The sequence below is a fragment of the Cobetia marina genome (assembly GCF_001720485.1).
In the GTDB taxonomy this organism is placed as follows: Bacteria; Pseudomonadota; Gammaproteobacteria; order Pseudomonadales; family Halomonadaceae; genus Cobetia; species Cobetia marina.
The window spans coordinates 628,577-648,867 of the sequence record NZ_CP017114.1 but is presented as its reverse complement, the minus strand read 5'-3'; the positions used below and the strand labels follow the sequence as shown (position 1 = coordinate 648,867).

The 20,291-nt window shown below is 63.7% G+C and carries 19 protein-coding genes; 17 read left to right on the top strand and 2 right to left on the bottom strand.

What is annotated here, in order from left to right:
• Nucleotides 1-42: 42 nt before the first annotated feature.
• The 3 genes from yajC to secF all read left to right on the top strand — a co-directional run bounded on the left by yajC (nt 43) and on the right by secF (nt 3,220).
• Nucleotides 43-378: a preprotein translocase subunit YajC gene (gene yajC, locus BFX80_RS02785; RefSeq protein WP_077380041.1), complete on the top strand. Its 336-nt coding sequence runs from the start codon at nt 43-45 to the stop codon at nt 376-378.
• Between the two features lie 73 nt (nt 379-451).
• Complete coding sequence (gene secD, locus BFX80_RS02780) at nt 452-2,302, top strand: protein translocase subunit SecD (RefSeq protein ID WP_077380043.1); 1,851 nt, start codon at nt 452-454, stop codon at nt 2,300-2,302.
• A 12-nt stretch (nt 2,303-2,314) separates the two neighbouring features.
• Complete coding sequence (secF, locus tag BFX80_RS02775) at nt 2,315-3,220, top strand: protein translocase subunit SecF (RefSeq protein WP_077380045.1); 906 nt, start codon at nt 2,315-2,317, stop codon at nt 3,218-3,220.
• A gap of 122 nt (nt 3,221-3,342) precedes the next feature.
• Here secF and BFX80_RS02770 read toward each other — a convergent pair whose 3' ends face one another.
• Entirely contained in the window at nt 3,343-4,137 is a 795-nt protein-coding gene (locus tag BFX80_RS02770) for an inositol monophosphatase family protein (protein WP_077380047.1), read from the bottom strand.
• A gap of 354 nt (nt 4,138-4,491) precedes the next feature.
• On the opposite strand from BFX80_RS02770, the gene BFX80_RS02765 reads away from it, so the two are divergent.
• From BFX80_RS02765 to der, 14 genes are all read left to right on the top strand, one after another.
• Nucleotides 4,492-5,289, top strand: coding sequence for an RNA methyltransferase (locus BFX80_RS02765; RefSeq protein WP_084207904.1), 798 nt, complete (start codon nt 4,492-4,494; stop codon nt 5,287-5,289).
• 9 nt (nt 5,290-5,298) lie between these two features.
• Nucleotides 5,299-6,195, top strand: coding sequence for a serine O-acetyltransferase (gene cysE, locus BFX80_RS02760; protein WP_077380051.1), 897 nt, complete (start codon nt 5,299-5,301; stop codon nt 6,193-6,195).
• Nucleotides 6,196-6,337: 142 nt separating this feature from the next.
• Nucleotides 6,338-6,811: a Fe-S cluster assembly transcriptional regulator IscR gene (gene iscR, locus BFX80_RS02755; protein ID WP_077380053.1), complete on the top strand. Its 474-nt coding sequence runs from the start codon at nt 6,338-6,340 to the stop codon at nt 6,809-6,811.
• Nucleotides 6,812-6,841: 30 nt separating this feature from the next.
• Nucleotides 6,842-7,990 carry an aminotransferase class V-fold PLP-dependent enzyme gene (locus tag BFX80_RS02750; RefSeq protein ID WP_084207903.1) on the top strand — a complete coding sequence of 383 codons (1,149 nt, stop codon included), beginning with the start codon at nt 6,842-6,844 and terminating at the stop codon, nt 7,988-7,990.
• A gap of 15 nt (nt 7,991-8,005) precedes the next feature.
• A complete protein-coding gene (locus BFX80_RS02745) occupies nt 8,006-8,332 on the top strand; it encodes a HesB/IscA family protein (protein ID WP_077380057.1) in 327 nt (108 codons plus the stop codon).
• A gap of 277 nt (nt 8,333-8,609) precedes the next feature.
• Nucleotides 8,610-9,035, top strand: coding sequence for a nucleoside-diphosphate kinase (ndk, locus tag BFX80_RS02740; RefSeq protein WP_043333812.1), 426 nt, complete (start codon nt 8,610-8,612; stop codon nt 9,033-9,035).
• Between the two features lie 357 nt (nt 9,036-9,392).
• The gene (gene rlmN, locus BFX80_RS02735) at nt 9,393-10,550 is read left to right on the top strand and encodes a 23S rRNA (adenine(2503)-C(2))-methyltransferase RlmN (RefSeq protein WP_077380059.1); all 1,158 of its coding nucleotides are present in this window, start codon (nt 9,393-9,395) and stop codon (nt 10,548-10,550) included.
• Nucleotides 10,551-10,819: 269 nt separating this feature from the next.
• Nucleotides 10,820-11,629, top strand: a complete 810-nt coding sequence (pilW, locus tag BFX80_RS02730; protein WP_077380061.1) for a type IV pilus biogenesis/stability protein PilW — start codon at nt 10,820-10,822, stop codon at nt 11,627-11,629.
• Between the two features lie 362 nt (nt 11,630-11,991).
• Nucleotides 11,992-13,008 carry a RodZ domain-containing protein gene (locus BFX80_RS02725; RefSeq protein WP_084207902.1) on the top strand — a complete coding sequence of 339 codons (1,017 nt, stop codon included), beginning with the start codon at nt 11,992-11,994 and terminating at the stop codon, nt 13,006-13,008.
• An 11-nt stretch (nt 13,009-13,019) separates the two neighbouring features.
• Nucleotides 13,020-14,135, top strand: a complete 1,116-nt coding sequence (ispG, locus tag BFX80_RS02720) for a flavodoxin-dependent (E)-4-hydroxy-3-methylbut-2-enyl-diphosphate synthase (RefSeq protein WP_077380065.1) — start codon at nt 13,020-13,022, stop codon at nt 14,133-14,135.
• A gap of 113 nt (nt 14,136-14,248) precedes the next feature.
• Nucleotides 14,249-15,532, top strand: a complete 1,284-nt coding sequence (hisS, locus tag BFX80_RS02715) for a histidine--tRNA ligase (protein ID WP_127734456.1) — start codon at nt 14,249-14,251, stop codon at nt 15,530-15,532.
• Nucleotides 15,533-15,619: 87 nt separating this feature from the next.
• Complete coding sequence (locus BFX80_RS02710; RefSeq protein ID WP_084207900.1) at nt 15,620-16,276, top strand: YfgM family protein; 657 nt, start codon at nt 15,620-15,622, stop codon at nt 16,274-16,276.
• Complete coding sequence (gene bamB, locus BFX80_RS02705) at nt 16,273-17,433, top strand: outer membrane protein assembly factor BamB (protein WP_077380072.1); 1,161 nt, start codon at nt 16,273-16,275, stop codon at nt 17,431-17,433. The genes BFX80_RS02710 and bamB overlap by 4 nt, the downstream gene beginning before the upstream one ends.
• Before the next feature lie 399 nt (nt 17,434-17,832).
• Nucleotides 17,833-19,257, top strand: coding sequence for a ribosome biogenesis GTPase Der (der, locus tag BFX80_RS02700; protein WP_077380074.1), 1,425 nt, complete (start codon nt 17,833-17,835; stop codon nt 19,255-19,257).
• Between the two features lie 152 nt (nt 19,258-19,409).
• Here the strand turns inward: der and BFX80_RS02695 are convergent, their stop codons facing one another.
• Nucleotides 19,410-20,273: an ATP-binding protein gene (locus BFX80_RS02695; protein WP_077380076.1), complete on the bottom strand. Its 864-nt coding sequence runs from the start codon at nt 20,271-20,273 to the stop codon at nt 19,410-19,412.
• Between the last annotated feature and the right edge of the window lie 18 nt (nt 20,274-20,291).

The window sequence follows — 20,291 nt, the reverse complement described above, 5'->3', positions numbered from 1 at the left end:
CATTGCATAACAACAGTTCACTCGTAACCTCTGGAGATACACATGCTGGAATTCCTGATTCCTGCCGCACACGCGGAAGCCGAAGCGGCTGTCGCCGGCGGCGGCGCCATCGGCCAGATCGTCATGCTGGTCGGCTTCGTGGTCATTTTCTATTTCCTGCTCTGGCGTCCGCAGTCCAAGCGCGCCAAGGAACACAAGAACCTGATCAGCAACCTGGCCAAGGGTGACGAGATCGTCATCGGTGGTGGCCTGGTCGGCCGCATCACCAAGGTCAGCGAGCAGTTCATCACCATGGAGCTGAACGAAGGCAACGAAGTCAACGTGCAGAAGTCCGCCGTGGCTGCGGTCCTGCCGAAGGGCACCATCAAGTCCATCTGATCTCCCTCCTGCTGCCGGCCCCTGTGCCGGCAGCATGCTATTTCTCTCCCGCTCCACCAAGGACAGGGCTGCCATGCTCAACCGCTATCCGCTTTGGAAGTACCTGGTGATCTGCCTGGTACTTGCCGTCGGCGTGATCTACGCATTGCCGAATCTCTACCCCGAAGACCCGGCCGTGCAGATCAGTGCCGCCAGCGGCGCCGATGCCATCGACCAGCAAGATCTCGATCGCGCCACCAGCGCCCTCGAAAACGCCGGCATCACACCCAAATCCGAGGAACTCAATGGTTCCACCGGCCTGATTCGCCTCACCAGCAACGACCAGCAGCTGCGTGCCAAGGAACTGATCAGCGACACCCTTGGCGATGACGCCATCGTCGCGCTGAATCTGGCTGATGCCACGCCGTCGTGGCTTTCCAGTCTCGGCGCCTCGCCGATGAAGCTGGGGCTTGATCTGCGCGGCGGGGTCCACTTCCAGCTGGAAGTCGACATGGACGCCGCGGTCAAGCAACGCCTGGAAGTCAACGCCAGCGCCATCAAGGAAACCCTGCGCGAGGAGCGTATCCGCTACCGCGGCAGTGAGGTCAACGATGGCACGCTGAGCCTGACCTTCTCCGACGACGAAGACCGCTCGAAGGCACGTTCACTGGTCTCGCGCGACTTCCAGAACTTCGAATACGATGAGCGCGATGTCGATCGTGGGGCCGTACTGGATCTCACTCTGACGACCGCCGCCATCAAGGAGATTCAGGATTACGCGGTCAATCAGAACCTGACCACGATCCGCAATCGCGTCAACGAGCTGGGCGTCTCCGAGCCGCTGGTGCAGCGTCAGGGCCCGAACCGCATCGTGGTCGAGCTGCCGGGCGTGCAGGACACGGCCGCTGCCAAGCGCGTACTGGGTGCCACCGCCAACCTCGAGTTCCGTCTCGAAGCGGCCAGCGACACGCCCTCCAGCGAGATGGAAACCTTCGCCTTCCGCAACCAGCCGGGGCGCACCGCCAACATCATGAAGGACGTGATCATCAGCGGTGACAGTGTCTCCAGCGCCAGCACCAGCTTCGATGAAAGTGGCCGTCCGCAGGTCAACATCAACCTGGATGGCACCGGTGGCTCGATCATGAACCGCGTCACGCGTGCTGCCATCGGCCGCAACATGGCGGTGCTGTTCATCGAGCACAAGACCCGCACGCGCACCGTGATGGAGGATGGCGAGGAAGTCGAGAAGCGCATCCCCTACACCGAGAAGGGCCTGATCAGTCTGGCGACCATCCAGAGCGCGCTGGGCAACAGCTTCCGCATCACCGGTCTGGATTCCCCGACCGAGGCGAAGGAGCTGTCGCTGCTGCTGCGTTCCGGCTCGCTGGCCGCGCCGATCTACTTCGTGCAGGAACGCACCATCGGTCCGAGCCTGGGTGCCGAGAACATCTCGCGCGGCATCCTGTCCGTCGAGCTGGGCCTGCTGCTGGTCGTGCTGTTCATGCTGGCCCGCTACAAGGCCTTCGGTGTCGTCGCCAACGTGGCCCTGACCGCCAACCTGGCGATCCTGATCGCCGCGATGTCGATGCTGGGCGCTACCCTGACCCTGCCGGGCATTGCCGGTATCGTGCTGACGCTGGGCATGGCGGTGGATGCCAACGTGCTGATCTTCGAGCGTATCCGCGAGGAAATGCGCTCCAAGATGCCGCTGCACCAGGCCGTGCATACCGGCTTCGAACGCGCCTTCACCTCCATCGTCGATGCGAACATCACCACCCTGCTGGTCGCGGTGATCCTGTTCTCCATCGGCAGTGGCCCGGTCAAGGGCTTCGCGGTCACGCTGTCCATCGGCATCCTGACGTCAATGTTCACGGCGATCATGGTCTCGCGCGGCATCATCAATCTTGCCATTGGCGGCAAGACACTCAAGAAACTCTGGATCTGAGGGGCCATCGTGATGCGACAGTTTGACTTCATGAGCAAGCGGCGCGCGGCCTTCATCGTCTCCATCGTGCTGACGATCGTGGCCATTGGCGCCCTTGTGATTCACGGCCTGAACCTGGGCCTCGACTTTACCGGCGGCACCCTGGTGGAAGTGCAATACCAGGCGGCGCCGGCGCTGGACAGCGTACGCCAGACACTGGAAGCCGCCGGCTACAAGGACGTCTCGGTCCAGACCTTCGGTGCCAGCAACGAGATTCTGGTGCGTCTGCAGCAGAGCTTCGAGGCCGGCATCGGCAATGACATCGTGGCGCACCTGCAGGCCACCGGCGATAGCGTCAACCTGATCCGTGCCGAGTTCGTCGGTGCTCAGGTCGGTGATCAGCTGCGTGACCAGTCCGGTCTCGGCATGCTGCTCGCCCTGGCCGTGGTGATGGTCTACGTGGCCTTCCGCTTCCAGTACAAGTTCGCCCTCGGCGCCCTCATCTCGCTGGGTCACGACGTCATCATCCTGCTGGGCATCTTCGCCCTGTTCGGACTCGACTTCGACCTGACGGTACTGGCCGCGGTGCTGGCCGTGATCGGCTACTCATTGAACGACACCATCATCGTCTACGACCGCATTCGCGAGAACATTCGCAAATCGCGTACCGATGACATGCCGTCGATCTTCAATGACGCGATCAACGCGACGCTGTCACGCACGCTGTCCACCTCCGGCACCACCTTGCTGGTGCTGCTGGCGCTGTTCTTCCTGGGCGGCGACATGATCCACAACTTCGCCATCGCGCTGATCATCGGCGTGGTCGCGGGGACCTTCTCGTCCATCTACGTGGCAGCGGCGCTGTTGCTGGTGGTCGGCCTGAAGCGCGTGGATCTGATTCCCCCGCCCAAGGAGCAGTTCGAGGACGGCGCGCCGTAAGCGCCTCGCTCGACAGCCCGGCACGGATCGCCAGGCACAAAAAAACCCCACCTCGCATGAGGTGGGGTTTTTTTCGTTCTCCGCGTCACCCTGCGGCTGGCAGGACTGCGAATCACGGCATCTTACAGGTGCGGCTGCATGGTCTGCGCCAGCGCCTTGTACAGGCGGGCACCCGCGGCCATCAGCGTGCCTTCCGCCACGACAACCGGCGTACCATCGGCGCTGCCGGCCAGTGCGCCACATTCCTTCAGGAACAGGCTGACGATCTCGCTGTCACCGGCTTCCAGACCCAGCACGTAGACGGCATCGACACGGCCGGCGGCCAGTTCGAGCACATCCAGCAGTGCACAGCCATTGGCACGCAGGGTATCGAGCTGCGGGCCGACCTGCTGGACGATGGACAGGTAGGTGGCCAGGTGACGCGGACGCTGCCAGCTTTCCGGCAGACCCATCGCCAGACGCGCACCTTCGATGGAGGTGGCATTGGTCACGCGGATACGGTGACCGGAATGCTGGGCGCCACGACCACGGCTGACGATGTACTCTTCGTCGGTGAACGGCGCGATGACCACGGCGTGCTCGGCACGCCCCTTGAACAGGCAGACCACGGATAGCGCGAAGCCGGAAGAGGCGGATGCCAGGTTGGAATACCCGTGCACCGGCTCGATGCGCCAGTGGTAGTCAGCGCCCTGGCCTTCGCCATCACGATGGTCGGTGTAACGGCCGGAGAGGCCGTGCTGCGGATAGCCGCGTTCCAGCTGACGCACGATGTGCGCTTCGGCGCGGCGTGCGGTGTCAGCGATGAAGGTATCGAGATCGTTGTCGTTGCGCGCGACTTCGATACGTTCACGAACACGGACGAACTGCTCTGCGGCGCCGCGTGCAGCACGCAGCGCAAATTGGACCATCGGATGCATGATCAAGGCCTTGACGAGTCGGAAGCTGTTAAAGAACGGTGTGTAACGCAGCTGGCCCGGGAATCTGCCAGCGGGTGCAACGGCCACGCTCATGGCACCTGCCGGACACGAGGGTCGGCAATGCAGGAGAGCGAATACGCTACAACAGGACGGCGAAGTCTAGCAGATGCGACGCCCGGCTGCCATCGCCATCCCCGACCTTCGGCGAAGAGAGCCGGCCTGATCGGTCAGCGCCTGACTGCTCCCCGCGCCGGCTTCATGCTAGGATATCGGGTCCTGACGCACGTCCCGCCCTGCCCGGTGTCCGGGCCGCGTCGATTGCCCCGCCCTTCAATCGCTATTCTGGAAGTCCTCATGCTTGAACGTCTGCGCATTGTCCTGATCGGTACCAGCCATCCCGGCAACATCGGTGGTGCAGCCCGCGCCATGCTCAACATGGGTCTGGCCGACCTCGCTCTGGTCGCGCCGCGCTGTCAGGTGCAATGTCAGGAGTCCGCCTCACGCGCCTCCGGCGCCGATACTCTGGTCGCCAATGCCCACGTGCATGAGACGCTGGAAGAGGCCGTGGCGGACTGCAGTCTGGTGGTCGGGTGCAGCGCACGCTCCCGCAATCTGCCATGGCCGATGATCACGCCGCGCGCCTTCGGCGCCACCCTGGCCGATGAGACCCGCCTGCCGGAGGCCCGCGTGGCCATCGTGTTCGGGCGCGAGGACTCCGGGCTCTCCAATGAAGAGCTGCAGCGCTGCCATCGTCACGTCCACATCCCGACCAATCCGGACTTCAGCTCGCTGAATCTGGCCGCGGCCGTGCAGGTGCTGGCCTACGAGTGCCGCCAGGGATGGCTGGCTGATCAGGAAGCCGCCGGCGAGACCCCGCGGGCCGAGGATGACCAGCCATTCGGCATCGACTGGGACAGTCCGTTGGCCAGCCACGCAGACCTCGAGCGCCTGTTCGAGCATCTGGAAAAGACGCTGATCAGCATCGATTTCCTGGACCCGGAACAACCGCGCCAGCTGATGGCACGCCTGCGCAGACTGTACCTGCGCGCCCGCCCCGACAGCATGGAAATCAACATCCTGCGCGGGATTCTCTCGTCAGTCGACAAGCAGGTCCGCCTGGCACAGACCGACGCGGCAAACCGCACTCTTTGAGGACACGCCATGTTCACTCGACTGCGTGAAGACATCAACAGCGTCTTTGCTCGCGACCCGGCGGCACGCAATTTCTTTGAAGTCCTGACCAACTATCCGGGTCTGCACGCTCTGCTGGCGCATCGCATCAATCATTGGTTGTGGCGTCACAACGCCAAGTGGCTGGCGCGCACCGGTTCGACCCTGATGCGCTGGCTGACGGGCATCGAGATCCATCCCGGTGCCACCATCGGACGCCGCTTCTTCATCGACCACGGCATGGGCGTCGTGATCGGCGAGACGGCGCTGATCGGTGATGACGTGACCCTCTATCACGGCGTCACCCTCGGCGGCACCACCTGGAATGCCGGCAAGCGTCACCCGACCCTCGGCGATGGCGTCATCGTCGGGGCCGGCGCCAAGATTCTCGGCCCGTTCACGGTCGGCGCCGGGGCCAAGGTCGGCTCCAACGCCGTGGTCACACGCGAAGTCCCGGCCGGTGCCACCGTGGTCGGGATTCCCGGCAAGATCGTCAAGCGCGCCGAACCGGACGTGGCGGAGGAGCCGCCCGTCGATCCGGAAAGCCGCGAAGCCATGAAGGAGAAGTTCGGCTTCGATGCCTACGGCATGGGCCAGGACATGCCCGACCCGGTCGCGCGCTCCATGCACGCGATGCTCGATCACATGCATGCGGTGGACAAGCGGATCGAACAGATGTGCGGCACGCTGCGCAAGCTGGATGCCAGCTATCGCGCCGGCCACCTTCCCGAGCTGGACGACGCCGATTTCGCGCAGCTGATCGATGAGCTGGGGCCCTGTGGTGGTGAGCCCGCGGACAAGCGTCCGCAGGCCCGGCCGGTTACCCGCGAAGCCGACGCCACACCCAGCGCCTCCGGTCATGGCGAGTCCGAGCGCCAGCACGGATAAAGTTGACCAAATCAGTCGGGATTGACCCCCTCGCCGCGTCTCACCATAATGGACAGTCTGATGCGCCGTCTGCCTGCAGACGGCGCCGACACTGCGGCCCTGTCGCCGATGCCATTCGCTCCACCAGCTCACGAGTTCCGCCATGCGCCTGACCACCAAGGGACGCTACGCCGTCACCGCGATGCTCGATCTGGCGCTTCATGCCAGTTGTGGTCCGACCTGCCTTGCCGACATCTCCGTGCGCCAAGGCATTTCCCTGTCCTATCTCGAGCAGCTGTTCGCTCGCCTGCGCCGTGCCGGGCTGGTCAAGAGCGTACGCGGCCCGGGTGGTGGCTACTTGCTGGACGTCGAGCTGGAAAGCACCTCCGTGGCACGCATCATCGATGCCGTGAATGAATCGGTGGATGCCACCCGTTGCCAGGGACTCTCGGACTGTCAGGCAGGCGACACCTGCCTCACGCACCATCTGTGGTGTGACCTGTCCGATGAGATCCATGGCTTTCTCGATGGCATCAGCCTGGCGGACCTGGTCGCACGTGAGGAGGTTCGCCAGATTGCCAGTCGTCAGCGCAAGGCCTGCGAGCCGACACCGATCACCGTCATGCCCGGCAGCTGAACCCGTTCGTCATGTCTTCAGGAAGTCACCATGCCCCAGCCGATCTACCTTGACTATGCTGCCACCACGCCCGTCGACCCACGCGTCGCCGAGCTGATGATGCGTCACCTGACGCAGGACGGCACCTTCGCCAACCCGGCCTCGCGCAGTCACATGCCGGGCTGGCTGGCCGAGCAGGCGGTCGAGGGCGCGCGTCGTCAGGTAGCCGACGCCATCGGCGCCGACCCGCGCGAGATCGTCTGGACCAGCGGTGCCACCGAAGCCGACAACCTGGCGCTGACCGGCTACATGCGCGCCAATGCCGAGCGTGGGCGTCACCTGATCACCTCGACCATCGAGCACAAGGCGATTCTGGATACCGCCAGTGCGCTGGAAGCCGAGGGCTTCGAGGTCACGCGTATCGCACCGCAGCCGGATGGCCGCATCAGCCCCCAGAGCCTGCGTGACGCTCTGCGCGCCGACACGATCCTGGTATCGCTGATGGCAGTGAACAATGAGCTGGGCAGCCTGAATGATCTCGATGCCCTCGGCGATATCGCCCGCTCGCATGGCGCGGCCTTCCATGTCGATGCCGCCCAGGCTCCCGGCAAGGTGCAGCTCGATGTCAGCCGACAGCCCATCGACATGCTGTCGCTGTCCGCGCACAAGGCCTACGGCCCCAAGGGGGTTGGCGCGCTGTACGTGCGACGTCAGCCGCAGATCAAGGTAGAGGCCCTGATCCACGGCGGCGGGCATGAGCGCGGCATGCGCTCCGGCACCCTGCCCACCCATCAGATCGTCGGCATGGGCGAGGCCTACCGCCTGTGCGCCGAACAGTTCGATGCCGACCACCAGCACCTGATCGCGCTGCGCCAGCAATTCGTCGCCGGACTATCCGGCCTTGAAGGCGTGCATTTCAATACCGATATAGACGTCAGCGCCCCCGGCATCCTCAACCTCGCCTTCGAAGGCGTGGACGGTGAGGCGATGCTGATGGCACTGCGCGGCATCGCGATTTCCACCGGTTCGGCCTGCAATTCCGCCAGTGTCGAACCGTCCTTCGTACTCACCGGCATCGGGGTGCCCCGTCCACTGGCGCTGGCGTCACTGCGCTTCAGCTTCGGACGCTTCACCACCGCCGCCGACATTGAATCCGCGCTCGGCGAGCTCAGGCATGCCCTGACCTCGCTGCGCGCCTGACCCGGGAGACTGCTCATGGCACACCTGTCGATTTCCCCCTCCGCCGCCGACCAGATCCGTGTCGTGCTGGCCGAGCGCGGCCACGGCCTTGGCCTGCGCGTCTCGGTCAAGCCCAGCGGCTGCTCCGGCTACAGCTACGTGCTCGACTTCGCCGATGAGGCCAACGAGGAAGATGTCGTCTTCGTCGATCACGGCGCGACTGTCTATGTCGACAGCGAAGCGCTGGCCGTGCTCGACGGCTCCGAAGTGGACTACGTCAAGGACGGTCTGAACCGCTACTTCCGCTTCAACAACCCCAACGTCAAGGACGAGTGTGGTTGTGGCGAGAGCTTCAGCGTGTAGACCTGGCTCAGCGTGTAGACCTGGCTCAGCGTGTAGACCTGGCTCAGCGTGTAGATCCAGCATCAGCGTATAGAGCTGGCTCAGCGCGTAGAGCGTCATTGCAGACAAGACGCCTGCCATCCGCGCGTCATCCAGTATCCGCATGATGGATGCAGTGGATGACGCGAGCAGCTATAATGCCGCCCACTTTTGTCGAGCCCTGCGTCGACAGAGCCCTTTTTCCGCCGCAAGGCCCCAGGCCGTGCGGCTCTTCAAAGCTTGTCTCAGGAGATTCACCATGACCCAGCGTACTCTGTCCATCATCAAGCCGGACGCCGTCGCCAAGAACGTGATCGGCGAGATCTACTCTCGCTTCGAGAAGGCCGGTCTGCAGATCGTCGCTTCCAAGATGGTTCACCTGTCCAAGGAACAGGCCGAAGGCTTCTACGCTGAGCACAGCGAACGTGGCTTCTTCGGTGAGCTGGTCGGCTTCATGACCTCCGGCCCGGTCATGATCCAGGTGCTGGAAGGCGAAGACGCCATCACAAAGAACCGCGACCTGATGGGCGCTACCAACCCGAAGGAAGCAGAAGCTGGCACCATCCGTGCAGACTTCGCCACTTCCATCGACGCCAACGCCGTTCACGGTTCTGACGCGCCGGAATCCGCTGCTCGCGAAATCGCCTACTTCTTCGGCGACAACGAAATCTGCCCGCGCGGTTGATTTCGCCTTGTGCGCCTGATGATGTCTGTCCCTTGCGGGCGTGATATCACCAGCCGTGCATGACTCGACGGCCCTGCCTGCGTGGCGGGGCCGTCGTGGTATCGGACGTGCTGAAGCGTCGTGCGCCAACCTGCATTCCCTGAAGCAGATTCGACGCTTGAGCAGGTCCGATACGCTTTTCTTGAAGCCCTGCAGCTACCTCCGCCAGTGCCGTGCGGCCATTCCCTGCCCATTGCCTGACTGCGAGTGTCCATTGAGGTCCGCGATTCATCGCCACCTCCGCTGACAGCGCCACCCTGCAGACGTCTATCCTTGTGGCTGACGCCTGCCCATCCCTGACACGACCGGCCCGAGACCATGACTGATACCACTGCAACCGCTACCGATGCCGCGGCACCTGCCGACGTGAAGCTCACCAACCTGCTTGGCCTGCCGCGCCCGGCGATGGAAGCCTTCTTCGAGAGCATCGGCGAGAAGAAATTCCGCGCCACCCAGGTGATGAAATGGATTCACCAGGAAGGCGTCGACAGCTTCGACGAGATGACCAATCTCGCCAAGCCCCTGCGCGAACGCCTCAAGCAGGTCGCCGAGATTCGCGCGCCGGGCATCGTCTATGAAGGCGAGTCCAAGGACGGTACCCGCAAGTGGGTACTGGAAGTCAGCGACGGCAGCTATGTCGAGACCGTGCTGATTCCGTCCGAGAACGGCAATCGTCGCACCCTGTGCGTGTCTTCCCAGGTCGGCTGCTCGCTGGACTGCAGCTTCTGCTCCACCGGCAAGCAGGGCTTCGAGCGTGACCTGACCGCCGCCGAGATCATCGGCCAGGTGTGGGTCGCCACCCGTGGCGCCGAAGACCGCAAGGACACCCGCAAGCGTCCAGTCACCAACGTGGTGATGATGGGCATGGGCGAGCCGCTGATGAACTACGACAACGTCGTGCCGGCAATGAAGCTGATGCTGGACGACAACGCCTATGGCCTGTCCAAGCGTCGCGTCACCCTCTCCACCTCCGGTGTGGTGCCCAAGCTGGACCAGCTCGGCGACGAGATGGACGTCAGCCTGGCGATCTCGCTGCACGCGGCCAACGATGAACTGCGCAACGTGCTGGTGCCGATCAACCGCAAGTGGAACATCCGCGCGCTGCTCGACTCCTGCCATCGCTACCTGGCCAAGTGTGACGACGCGCGTATCGTCACCATCGAGTACACCCTGATCAAGGACGTCAACGACCAGATCCAGCACGCCGAGGAACTGGCCGCGCTGCTCGACGAGCTGCCGTGCAAGATCAACCTGATCCCGTTCAACCCGTTCCCGCATTCCGGTTACGAGAAGCCGTCACGCAATCAGGTGATGCGCTTCCAGCAGCGTCTCTATGAGCTGGGCTACACCGCCCCGGTGCGCGCGACACGTGGCGATGACATCGACGCCGCCTGTGGCCAGCTGGTCGGTCAGGTCAAGGACCGCACCCGTCGCGCCGAGCGTTACATCAACGCCATCCAGCTCGACGCCGACTGAGCCAGAGCACTTGTCGGGGCCAGATACCTGAGGCCACCACGGTGACTCCCAGCGCCAGCCATGAGCTTTTCATGGCTGGCGTTTTCGCGCGGGGAAGCCGCAAATGGCCCATGGGGATGCCTGCCGCGCGACTGTGACGACCCCCACCGCCCTGCCTGACAAACCCGCCTTGACTTGTCTGGAGTGCAGCGCTTTGATGGAGGCGCTTCTGTTGCCTGCAGCGATCCTCGCCCGCAGGCAGATCACGAGCCTTATCTCGCGAGGATTGCATGTCGAGTCGTCTGCCACTTCATCGCTTTTCCCGCCGCGGCGCCACGGCGCGAGTTCGCGGCATGCTGCTGTGCCTGAGTCTTGCCGGCCTGACCCTGTCGGGCTGCGCGACGCGCGTGGAAACCAATGACCCTTACGCGGCCCCCGATGACAACAAGGCATCGACGGCCTATGTGGAACTTGGCGAGGCCTATCTGAGTCGTAATCAGTTGCAACGCGCGGACAATGCCTTCCAGAAGGCACTCAAGCTGCAGCAGGGGAATGCCGAAGCCAAGGCCGGGCTGGCGATGATCTATCAGCGTCAGGGCGAGAACGTGCTGGCAGATGACTACTTCAAGCAGTCCATCGCCAGTGACCCCTCGTTCACGCGGGCACGCAACAACTATGCGGCATTCCTGTACTCGCGCGGGGAATACGTCGCCGCCTGCGAGCAGCTGGAAAAAGCCACGCAGGATCTGACCTATGATAACCGCGGCCAGCTCTACACCAACCTGGGGCGCTGTCAGCTGCAGCTGGGCAAGACGAGCGAGGCACGGGCGAACTTCGATCGTGCCGTCAAGATCAACCCGCGGGAAGCCGAGGCGTGGCTCGCCAAGGCGCGCATGGAACATGAAGCCGGTGACGATGACGCTGCCCAGCAGGCGCTGAGCCGATATTTCCGACTGAACGGCACCGACAGTGACAGTCTGGAACTGGCCGTGGATGTCGCCGTGGCACGCGGTGATGCACGTCTGGCGGACCTCTACGGCCGACAGCTGGAGCAGATCAGAACACGCGAGGCCGGACGCGCGGTCATCCGCACACCATGAAACCGGGGCTCGGGCGTGGCGTGACGCGGGAAACGCCCTGCGCGCCCGGCTCACCGGGCGTCACTCGGCGACAGGTTGCTTCGTTGAGGCACCGGAAGACCGAAATGCCGGTGAAAATTCTGGCCCGGCCTTGGTATAGTGCCGACGTCAACATGGCATGACGGCTTGCCATCGCCGACGAGGTCACGTCACCGTCGTGGCATGTCAGCTCGACAGCCGGAGCGGATGGTCACTCCTGTTGGCAGTCACCCGTTTTCACGACCATCGTTCACAGCAGTTGTTTACAGTAACTGTTCACAGCAATACCGGAAGAGTACCCGGACAGGTATCCGGTCGTCCGTTCTTCCCTACAAGGATGCGCCATGAGCGAACATCAGCCCTCCCCTGACATGTCCGTCAGCGACACACTGCCTGGCAAGCTTCTCAAGGCTGAGCGGGAGCATCAGGGGCTGTCACGTGATGAAGTGGCAACACAGCTCAACCTGCGCCCCAGTCTGGTCGATGACCTGGAACGCGACCACTACGACCAGATCCCCATCGCGGCCTACCGCCGCGGTTACCTGCGCGCCTATGCCCGCTTGCTGGGCATGGATGAGAAAGCGGTCGTCGGCCAGTACAATGCCCAGTTCGGCACCACCGAGGTGGAGCGCCATCCTCCTGCGATGAGCCCCTCGGTGCGCCCGCCCGGCAAGCTGGGCAAGTACCTGTTTCGACTCGTCAGCCTGCTGGTCATCGCCGGACTGATCGGCCTCAGCTACGTCTGGTGGCAGAGTGGAGACTATGGACGCACCTCACCGTCAGAGACGTCCGACGCCGCCCCCCTCAGCGAAGGCGCGACCGACGATGGCTCACCGGTCGTCAATGCCGATGGCTCGATCGAGCTGACCCTCTCCCAGACGGCAGCAGCGCCTGCCACTGACGATGCCGGGGAGGCCAGCGCCGGCGAATCCGTCGCGACGACACCCGGGGCGACTCCGGCCACGACTGGCGGCGACGTCAGCGAAACCGGCACCACGCCGGCGGATGCCAGCCTCGCGGCGGACACCGCAAGCGACACCGCGGCTGCCGGCGCAGAGGACACGACAGAACCGCAAGCGGTACAGGAAGCTACCGCCCCTGCCCCTGCCCCTGCCGCTGACCCGCGCAAGCTGACACTGACCTTCAATACGGATTCCTGGACCGATATCCGTGATGCTGATGGCAAGAAACTGCTTTACGGCACCAACCCGCCAGGCAGCAGCAAGACGCTGGAAGGCAAGCCGCCTTTCAAGCTCACCATCGGCAAATCTGCGGGCGTCGTCCTTGAATACATGAACGAGCCGGTTGATCTGAAAAGCGCCACACGCGGCACCGTCGCCAAACTCACACTCGGTGAATGATCCGGAATCCCATGCATAGTCACTCCCCCATCAAGCGCCGCGTCTCGCGCAAGATTCATGTCGGCAACGTCGCCGTCGGCGGCGATGCACCGATTTCCGTGCAGAGCATGACCAATACCGACACCAACGATGTCGCCGCCACCGTCGCGCAGATCAAGCGCCTCGAGGATGCCGGTGCCGATATCGTGCGTGTCAGCGTGCCGGACATGGATGCCGCTGAAGCCTTCGGTCGCATCAAGCAGCAGAGCAACATCCCGCTGGTGGCCGATATCCACTTCGACTACAAGATCGCCCTGCGCGTCGCCGAGCTCGGCGTGGATTGCCTGCGCATCAACCCGGGCAACATCGGCCGTGAAGACCGTGTGCGTGCCGTGGTCAGTGCCGCACGTGACAACGGTATCCCGATCCGCATCGGCGTCAACGCAGGCTCCCTGGAAAAGGACCTCCAGAAGAAATACGGCGAACCGACGCCGGCCGCGCTGGTCGAATCCGCCATGCGCCACATCGATCACCTCGATCGCCTTGATTTCCAGGAATACAAGGTCAGCGTCAAGGCCAGCGACATCTTCATGGCCGTCGCCGCCTATCGCGATCTGGCCACGCGCATCGAACAGCCGCTGCACCTGGGGATCACCGAAGCCGGCGGTCTGCGTTCCGGTACCGTGAAATCCTCCATCGGCCTCGGTATGCTGCTGATGGACGGCATCGGCGACACCATTCGTGTCTCGCTGGCCGCGGACCCGGTCGAGGAGATCAAGGTCGGCTTCGACATGCTCAAGAGTCTCAAGCTGCGTGCCAAGGGCATCAACTTCATTGCCTGCCCCAGCTGCTCACGTCAGAACTTCGACGTCATCAAGACCATGAACGAGCTGGAGAATCGCCTCGAGGACGTGCTGACGCCGCTGAACGTCTCGGTGATCGGCTGTGTCGTCAACGGCCCCGGTGAAGCCAAGGAGACCGATGTCGGTCTGACCGGCGGCAGCCCGGCGAATCTGGTCTATCTGGACGGCAAGCCGGCCAGCAAGCTGACCAACGACACGCTCGTCGATGACCTGGAACGTCTGATTCGAGACAAGGTCGCCGAAAAAGAGGCCCGTGAGGCCGATACCATCATCCGCCAGGGCTGAGCACGTCTCAGTCGGCTTGCGCATCATCACGATGCGCCTTCGTCTCCCCGCCTGACGTCATGCTGTTGCATGCCGCTGCCGCGGGGAGATGCGCAAGGATTCAGGAGAGAACGTTGAGCACCAAGATCCAGGCCATCCGTGGCATGAACGACCTGCTGCCGGACCACTCACCGGTATGGCAATACTTCGAACGCCAGGTGCAGACCCTGATGGGCCAGTACGGCTATCGCGAGATTCGCACGCCCATCGTCGAGCAGACGGCGCTGTTCAAGCGCTCCATCGGCGAGGTGACCGACATCGTCGAGAAGGAGATGTACACCTTCGAGGATCGCAACGGCGACAGCCTGACCCTGCGGCCGGAAGGCACGGCCAGCTGCGTGCGCATGGCGATGGAGAACGGTCTGGTCCACAACCAGATCCAGCGCCTGTGGTATGCCGGCCCCATGTTCCGCCACGAGCGCCCGCAGAAAGGCCGTTATCGTCAGTTCCATCAGGTGGGTGTCGAAGCCTACGGCATGGATGGCCCGGACATCGATGCCGAGATGATCCTGATCTCGGCACGCCTGTGGCGTCAGCTGGGCCTGCTGGAGCACGTCACGCTCGAACTGAACTCACTGGGTAGCCTGGAAGCACGTGCTGCCTATCGTGACCTGCTGATCGAATACTTCGAGCAGCATCTGGATGTGCTCGACGAGGACGCCAAGCGTCGCCTGCACAGCAATCCGCTGCGCATTCTCGATACCAAGAACCCGGACATGGCCGCCGTCGTCGATGCCGCGCCGCGTCTCGGCGATCACCTGGATGAAGCTTCCCGCGTGCACTTCGAGGGCCTCAAGGCACGTCTCGATGCGGCGGGCATCCAGTACGTCATCAATCCGCGCCTGGTACGTGGCCTGGATTACTATTCGCGCAGCGTGTTCGAGTGGACCACCACCGCACTGGGCAGCCAGGGCACCGTGTGTGCCGGTGGCCGCTATGACAGCCTGTTCGAACAGCTGGGTGGCAAGCCGGTACCGGCGGTCGGCTTCGCCATGGGTGTCGAGCGCCTGATCCTGCTGCTCGAGACACTGGAACTGGTCCCGGAGGCCGTGCGTGAGACCGTCGATGTCTATCTGATGTCGATGGGCGAGCAGGCCGAAGCCGAATCCATGCGTCTGGCCGAAGATCTGCGCAGCGCCCTGCCCGACCTGCGCCTCGTGCTGCATTGCGGCGGCGGCAGCTTCAAGAGCCAGATGAAGAAGGCCGACAAGAGCGGCGCACGCGTGGCATTGATTCTCGGTGAGAATGAAGTCATCGAAGGGACCGTGGGACTCAAGTTCCTGCGCGAGGAGCGTGATCAGGAAACCCTGAATCAGCGCGCCCTCGGCGAGCGTCTCGCGAGTGTCTTCAGCGCCTGAGACAGCCAGTGAATATCCGGCGGGGCCAGTGCGCCCCGCCTCCCGAATGCATGTGCCGGCGTACCGGCCAGGTCAAGGAGACCGCCCGTGGCGGAAGAGCTCAGAAGCGAAGAAGAACAGCTTGAGGCCATCAAGCGCTGGTGGAGCGAGAACGGCAAGTCACTGATCGCCGGTGTCGTGCTGGCCGGTGCCGGCATCTTTGCCTTCAAGGCCTGGCAGAATTACGAGGCCAGTCAGTCCGAGGCAGCCTCCATGCGCTATCAGCAGCTGATCAGCCTCGTCAGTCAGCCCACGCTGGAAGATGCGGGTGTCCAGCGGGCACGCAACCTGATCAGTGAGCTGGAAAGCGAGCACGCCGACAGTCTCTATACCCAGATGGCCCATCTGCTGGATGCCAGCATGTCGGTGAAGGCCGATGACCTCGACGCTGCCGCCAAGGCACTGCAGAGCGTGGTGGACAGCGACGCCGACAGCTATCTCAAGGGGCTGGCCAGCCTGCGTCTGGCCCGACTCCATGTGGAGCTCGGCGAGCAGGACAAGGCCTTGAGCCTGCTGGAGAACCCGCCCACGACCCTCGCGGCACAGGCCGCCGCCGTGCGCGGGGATGCACTGGTGGCACAAGGCAAGCGTGATGAAGCCGTCGCGGCCTATCAAGAAGCCAGCCGCCTGTCCGAGCAGAGCGGCCAGCCGGTCTACGGGCTGGATCTGAAACTCGCCGACCTCGCCGTGGAGAGCCCGTCATGAAACTGAATCACCGCCTGTCGCTGCCTGTGTCACTGCTGACCGTCAGCCTGTTGGCCGGTTGCGCCAGCAGTGCCCAGCCAGAGTATGCCCCCAAGGAACTCGTCGACTTCGATGCCACGGTGGCGCTGGATTCCGCCTGGAGCGAATCGGTCGGCAACGGCCTGGGTCGCGCTCACTACCCGCTGGCCCCCATCGTGGCCAATGACCGGCTGTTCGTGGCGGCAGAAGAGGGTGAGCTGGAAGCCTTCGATGCCAAGACCGGCGACGAGGTCTGGCAGATCACCCTGCCGGCCGGCATCACCAGTGCATTGAATGCCGACCCGTCTCGTCTGTATGTCGGTACCCGCGATGGCAAGGTCAGCGCCATTGACCAGCAGGACGGCAGCATCGAATGGAGCACGCGAGTCTCCAGCGAAGTGCTGGCCGCACCTCAGTACAACGAGGAGCTGATCGTGGTGCAGAGCGTCGATGGCAGCGTGACCGCACTGGATCGCTTCACCGGCGAGGAACAGTGGGTCTATTCCGCGACCATCCCCGCGTTGACGCTGCGCGGCACCGGCGCACCGCGCGTCATCCAGCCGGTCACCTTCGCCGGCTTCGCCAATGGCAAGCTCGTGACCCTGGACAACCGCTCGGGTCAGGAGCTGTGGGACCTGCGGGTCGCGGTGCCCTCCGGGCGTACCGAAGTGGACCAGCTGGTGGATCTGGATGGCCAGCCGGTGCTGACCCGTGACGGTCGCCTGTACGTCACCAGCTACAACGGCCGTCTGATCGCGCTGGATGCTCGCAATGGCGAGCCGCTGTGGGACAAGCCTTCCTCCAGCTACCTGACACCGATCGTCGTGGGTGACTACCTGTTCAGCATCGACAACGCCAGCCACATCCTGGCGATGGATGCCAACACCGGCAACGTGCTGTGGAAATCGGAAGACCTCGAGGGTCGCTGGCTGACCTCACCCGCCTTCATCGATGGCAAGCTGGTGGTGGGAGATTATGAAGGCTACGTGCACCTGATCGATGCCCAGAGTGGGGAAATGGCTGGCCGCTACGACGTCGGTGGCGACGGCATCAGCATCACGCCGCTCACCGAAGGCAAGCGCATCTTCGTCTACACCAATGATGGCGAGCTGACCGCACTGGATCTCGAAGCTCCCTGAGTCCGGTCGGGAAGCCTCTGCAACGCATCAACGGCAGCCCCAGTGCTGCCGTTGATGCGTTGTGGGCACGCAATGCCGTCTACGCCATTGGTAGCGTCATGCTCGCAGTGCTAGAATACCGCCCCCGCTGACCACACGAGTCGGCTGACGCGCCAAGGTGTCGGCAGATTCGCTGAACTCAGCCACGAGATCATTTCCGCAGAGAGTGCCAAGGCCCACTCTGCGGGCCATACTGGAGACACGCCTCGTCAGGCGCCTGCCGACGACGCCCTTCAGTGACCCAAGTCCGATATCATCGCTATCGCCCTGCCTGCACAAGGTGCTTTCCAGCCGTCATGGTTCGAAGCAGACCGCCCGGGGCCGGCATCGATGCTATCCCTGCGAATGCTGTGAGATTTCATGAACCCCGTGATCGCCCTGGTCGGCCGCCCGAATGTCGGCAAGTCGACGCTATTCAATCGCCTCACCAAGACCCGTGATGCCCTGGTCGCCGACTTCCCGGGCCTGACCCGTGACCGCAAGTACGGCACCGGCAAGGTCGGTGGCAAGCCCTACACCGTCATCGACACCGGCGGCATCAGCGGTGACGAGGAAGGTATCGACCTGATGATGGCGGGCCAGTCGCTGGCCGCCATCGATGAGGCCGACATCGTGCTGTTCATGGTCGACGCGCGCGCCGGCCTGAACATGGCCGATGAAGCCATCGCCAACCACCTGCGCATCAACCAGAAGAAGACCTGGCTGGTGGTCAACAAGACCGACGGCATGGACGAGGAAATCGGCAAGTCCGACTTCTGGACCCTGGGTCTGGGTGACCCGCGCGCCATCGCCGCCGAGCATGGCCGCAACGTCACCACGTTATTGGAAGAGGTGCTCTCGCCCTACCCGGAAGTCGAGGAAGGCGAAGACGAGGACCTGCATCCGGAGCTGGATGACCGCGGCGTGCGCATCGGCATCATCGGTCGCCCGAATGTCGGCAAGTCGACGCTGGTCAACCGCCTGCTGGGCGAGGAGCGCGTGGTCGTCTTTGATCAGGCCGGCACCACCACCGACGCCGTGGAGATTCCCTTCGAGCGTCGTGGCAAGCCGTATCTGCTGGTCGATACCGCGGGGATCCGTCGCCGCAAGAACGTGCGCGAAGTGGTGGAGAAGTTCTCCATCATCAAGACCCTGGAAGCGATCAAGAAGTGCAACGTCGCCGTGATGGTGCTCGATGCCCGTCAGGGACTGGTCGAGCAGGATCTCCACCTGCTGGACTTCGTGCTGACCAGCGGTCGCGCTCTGGTGCTGGTGGTCAACAAGTGGGATGGCCTGGAAAGCGAAGCCAAGGAGAAGATGCGTTCCGAGATCAAGCGTCGCCTGGGCTTTGCCGACTACGCCGACCTGCACTTCATCTCCGCACTGCACGGTACGGCGGTGGGTGACCTCTACCCGTCCATCGACCGCGCCTTCGAGAGTGCCGTGGCCCGCTGGTCGACCAAGCGCCTGACCACCCTGCTGCAGGATGCCACTCAGGCGCACCAGCCGCCGATGGTCAACGGCCGTCGCATCAAGCTGCGCATGGCGCACCAGGGCGGCGCCAATCCGCCGCTGATCGTGGTGCACGGCAACCAGACCAACAAGCTGCCGGAAGCCTACAAGCGCTATCTGACCAACACCTTCCGCAAGGTGCTCAAGGTCAAGGGCACGCCGATGCGCTTTGAGTTCCGCTCAGGCGACAACCCCTTCGACGGCGCCCAGGGCAGCGATGACCGCGAGCGCGCGAAAGAGCGTTCACTGGCGCGCACCAAGGAAGCCCGCAAGGAACGCAAGCAACGCCGCTGATGGCGTGAACTACGCCTGTGTGACGGCAGACTAGCGGATCTGATCCGCTAGTCTGCCCCATGAAAAAGCCGCCCCTGCAGATGACTGCAGGGGCGGCTTTTTCATGGAGCGAGCATTGTCGTCTCAAGCACCTCAATCGCCAAGCACCAGAATCATGCCTCTAGTGTCTTCTGTCCCGCCCACAGATTGGCGAACTGCCAGGCAGCACGCCCGCTGCGCACCCCGCGCTGAGTGGCGTAACGCAACGCCTCGGCACGCGCCGCCTCGTCGAAGCTGCCCGCGCCGAGACGCCATTCCACCCAGTGCTGACAGGTCTCCAGGTAGGCATCCTGATTGAAGGGATGGAAGGCCAGCCACAGGCCGAAGCGGTCCGACAGCGAGATCTTCTCTTCCACCGCATCGCCATGATGCAGCTCGCCATCGACGATATGGGTGTCGTGATTGTCGCTCATGTGCTCCGGCAGCAGATGACGACGGTTGGACGTGGCGTACAGCAGCACGTTCTCCGGCGGGCCCGTCAGGGTGCCATCCAGCACGCTCTTGAGCGCCTTGTAGGCGTCATCGCTACCCTCGAAGGACAGGTCATCACAATAGACGATGAAGCGGTGCGGCTGTTGTGCCAGCTCGGCGACCAGCCCCGGCAGTGCCGGCAGGTCGTGACGGTCTATCTGGATCAACCGCAGGCCTTCACTGCCCAGGGTGTTGAGCAGCGCACGTACCAGCGATGACTTGCCGGTGCCACGCGCGCCCCACAGCAGCGCGTGGTTGGCCGGCCGACCCGCCAGGAAGGCGCGGGTATTGGCCAGCAGCTCGCGCTTCTGACGGGCGATGCCGAGCAGATCCTCGAGCGTCAGGGCATCACGCGGCGCGATCGGGGTCAGGCGGCCGCCCAGGGGGTGGCGGGTCCACAAGGCGGCGACGTCTCGTGTCCAGTCCACCTCGACAGCCGTCGGCGGCAGCATCGGCTCCAGACGGTCCAGCAACTGCGAGAGGCGGTGTTCAAACTCTGGTGACATGATGACTCCCTGTCAGGT

Excerpts from the sequence above, each read along its gene's own strand:
- yajC (WP_077380041.1), top strand. The coding sequence starts at position 43 with ATGCTGGAATTCCTGATTCCTGCCGCACACGCGGAAGCCGAAGCGGCT.
- secD (WP_077380043.1), top strand. The coding sequence starts at position 452 with ATGCTCAACCGCTATCCGCTTTGGAAGTACCTGGTGATCTGCCTGGTA.
- secF (WP_077380045.1), top strand. The coding sequence starts at position 2,315 with ATGCGACAGTTTGACTTCATGAGCAAGCGGCGCGCGGCCTTCATCGTC.
- BFX80_RS02770 (WP_077380047.1), bottom strand. The coding sequence starts at position 4,137 with ATGCATCCGATGGTCCAATTTGCGCTGCGTGCTGCACGCGGCGCCGCA.
- BFX80_RS02765 (WP_084207904.1), top strand. The coding sequence starts at position 4,492 with ATGCTTGAACGTCTGCGCATTGTCCTGATCGGTACCAGCCATCCCGGC.
- cysE (WP_077380051.1), top strand. The coding sequence starts at position 5,299 with ATGTTCACTCGACTGCGTGAAGACATCAACAGCGTCTTTGCTCGCGAC.
- iscR (WP_077380053.1), top strand. The coding sequence starts at position 6,338 with ATGCGCCTGACCACCAAGGGACGCTACGCCGTCACCGCGATGCTCGAT.
- BFX80_RS02750 (WP_084207903.1), top strand. The coding sequence starts at position 6,842 with ATGCCCCAGCCGATCTACCTTGACTATGCTGCCACCACGCCCGTCGAC.
- BFX80_RS02745 (WP_077380057.1), top strand. The coding sequence starts at position 8,006 with ATGGCACACCTGTCGATTTCCCCCTCCGCCGCCGACCAGATCCGTGTC.
- ndk (WP_043333812.1), top strand. The coding sequence starts at position 8,610 with ATGACCCAGCGTACTCTGTCCATCATCAAGCCGGACGCCGTCGCCAAG.
- rlmN (WP_077380059.1), top strand. The coding sequence starts at position 9,393 with ATGACTGATACCACTGCAACCGCTACCGATGCCGCGGCACCTGCCGAC.
- pilW (WP_077380061.1), top strand. The coding sequence starts at position 10,820 with ATGTCGAGTCGTCTGCCACTTCATCGCTTTTCCCGCCGCGGCGCCACG.
- BFX80_RS02725 (WP_084207902.1), top strand. The coding sequence starts at position 11,992 with ATGAGCGAACATCAGCCCTCCCCTGACATGTCCGTCAGCGACACACTG.
- ispG (WP_077380065.1), top strand. The coding sequence starts at position 13,020 with ATGCATAGTCACTCCCCCATCAAGCGCCGCGTCTCGCGCAAGATTCAT.
- bamB (WP_077380072.1), top strand. The coding sequence starts at position 16,273 with ATGAAACTGAATCACCGCCTGTCGCTGCCTGTGTCACTGCTGACCGTC.
- der (WP_077380074.1), top strand. The coding sequence starts at position 17,833 with ATGAACCCCGTGATCGCCCTGGTCGGCCGCCCGAATGTCGGCAAGTCG.
- BFX80_RS02695 (WP_077380076.1), bottom strand. The coding sequence starts at position 20,273 with ATGTCACCAGAGTTTGAACACCGCCTCTCGCAGTTGCTGGACCGTCTG.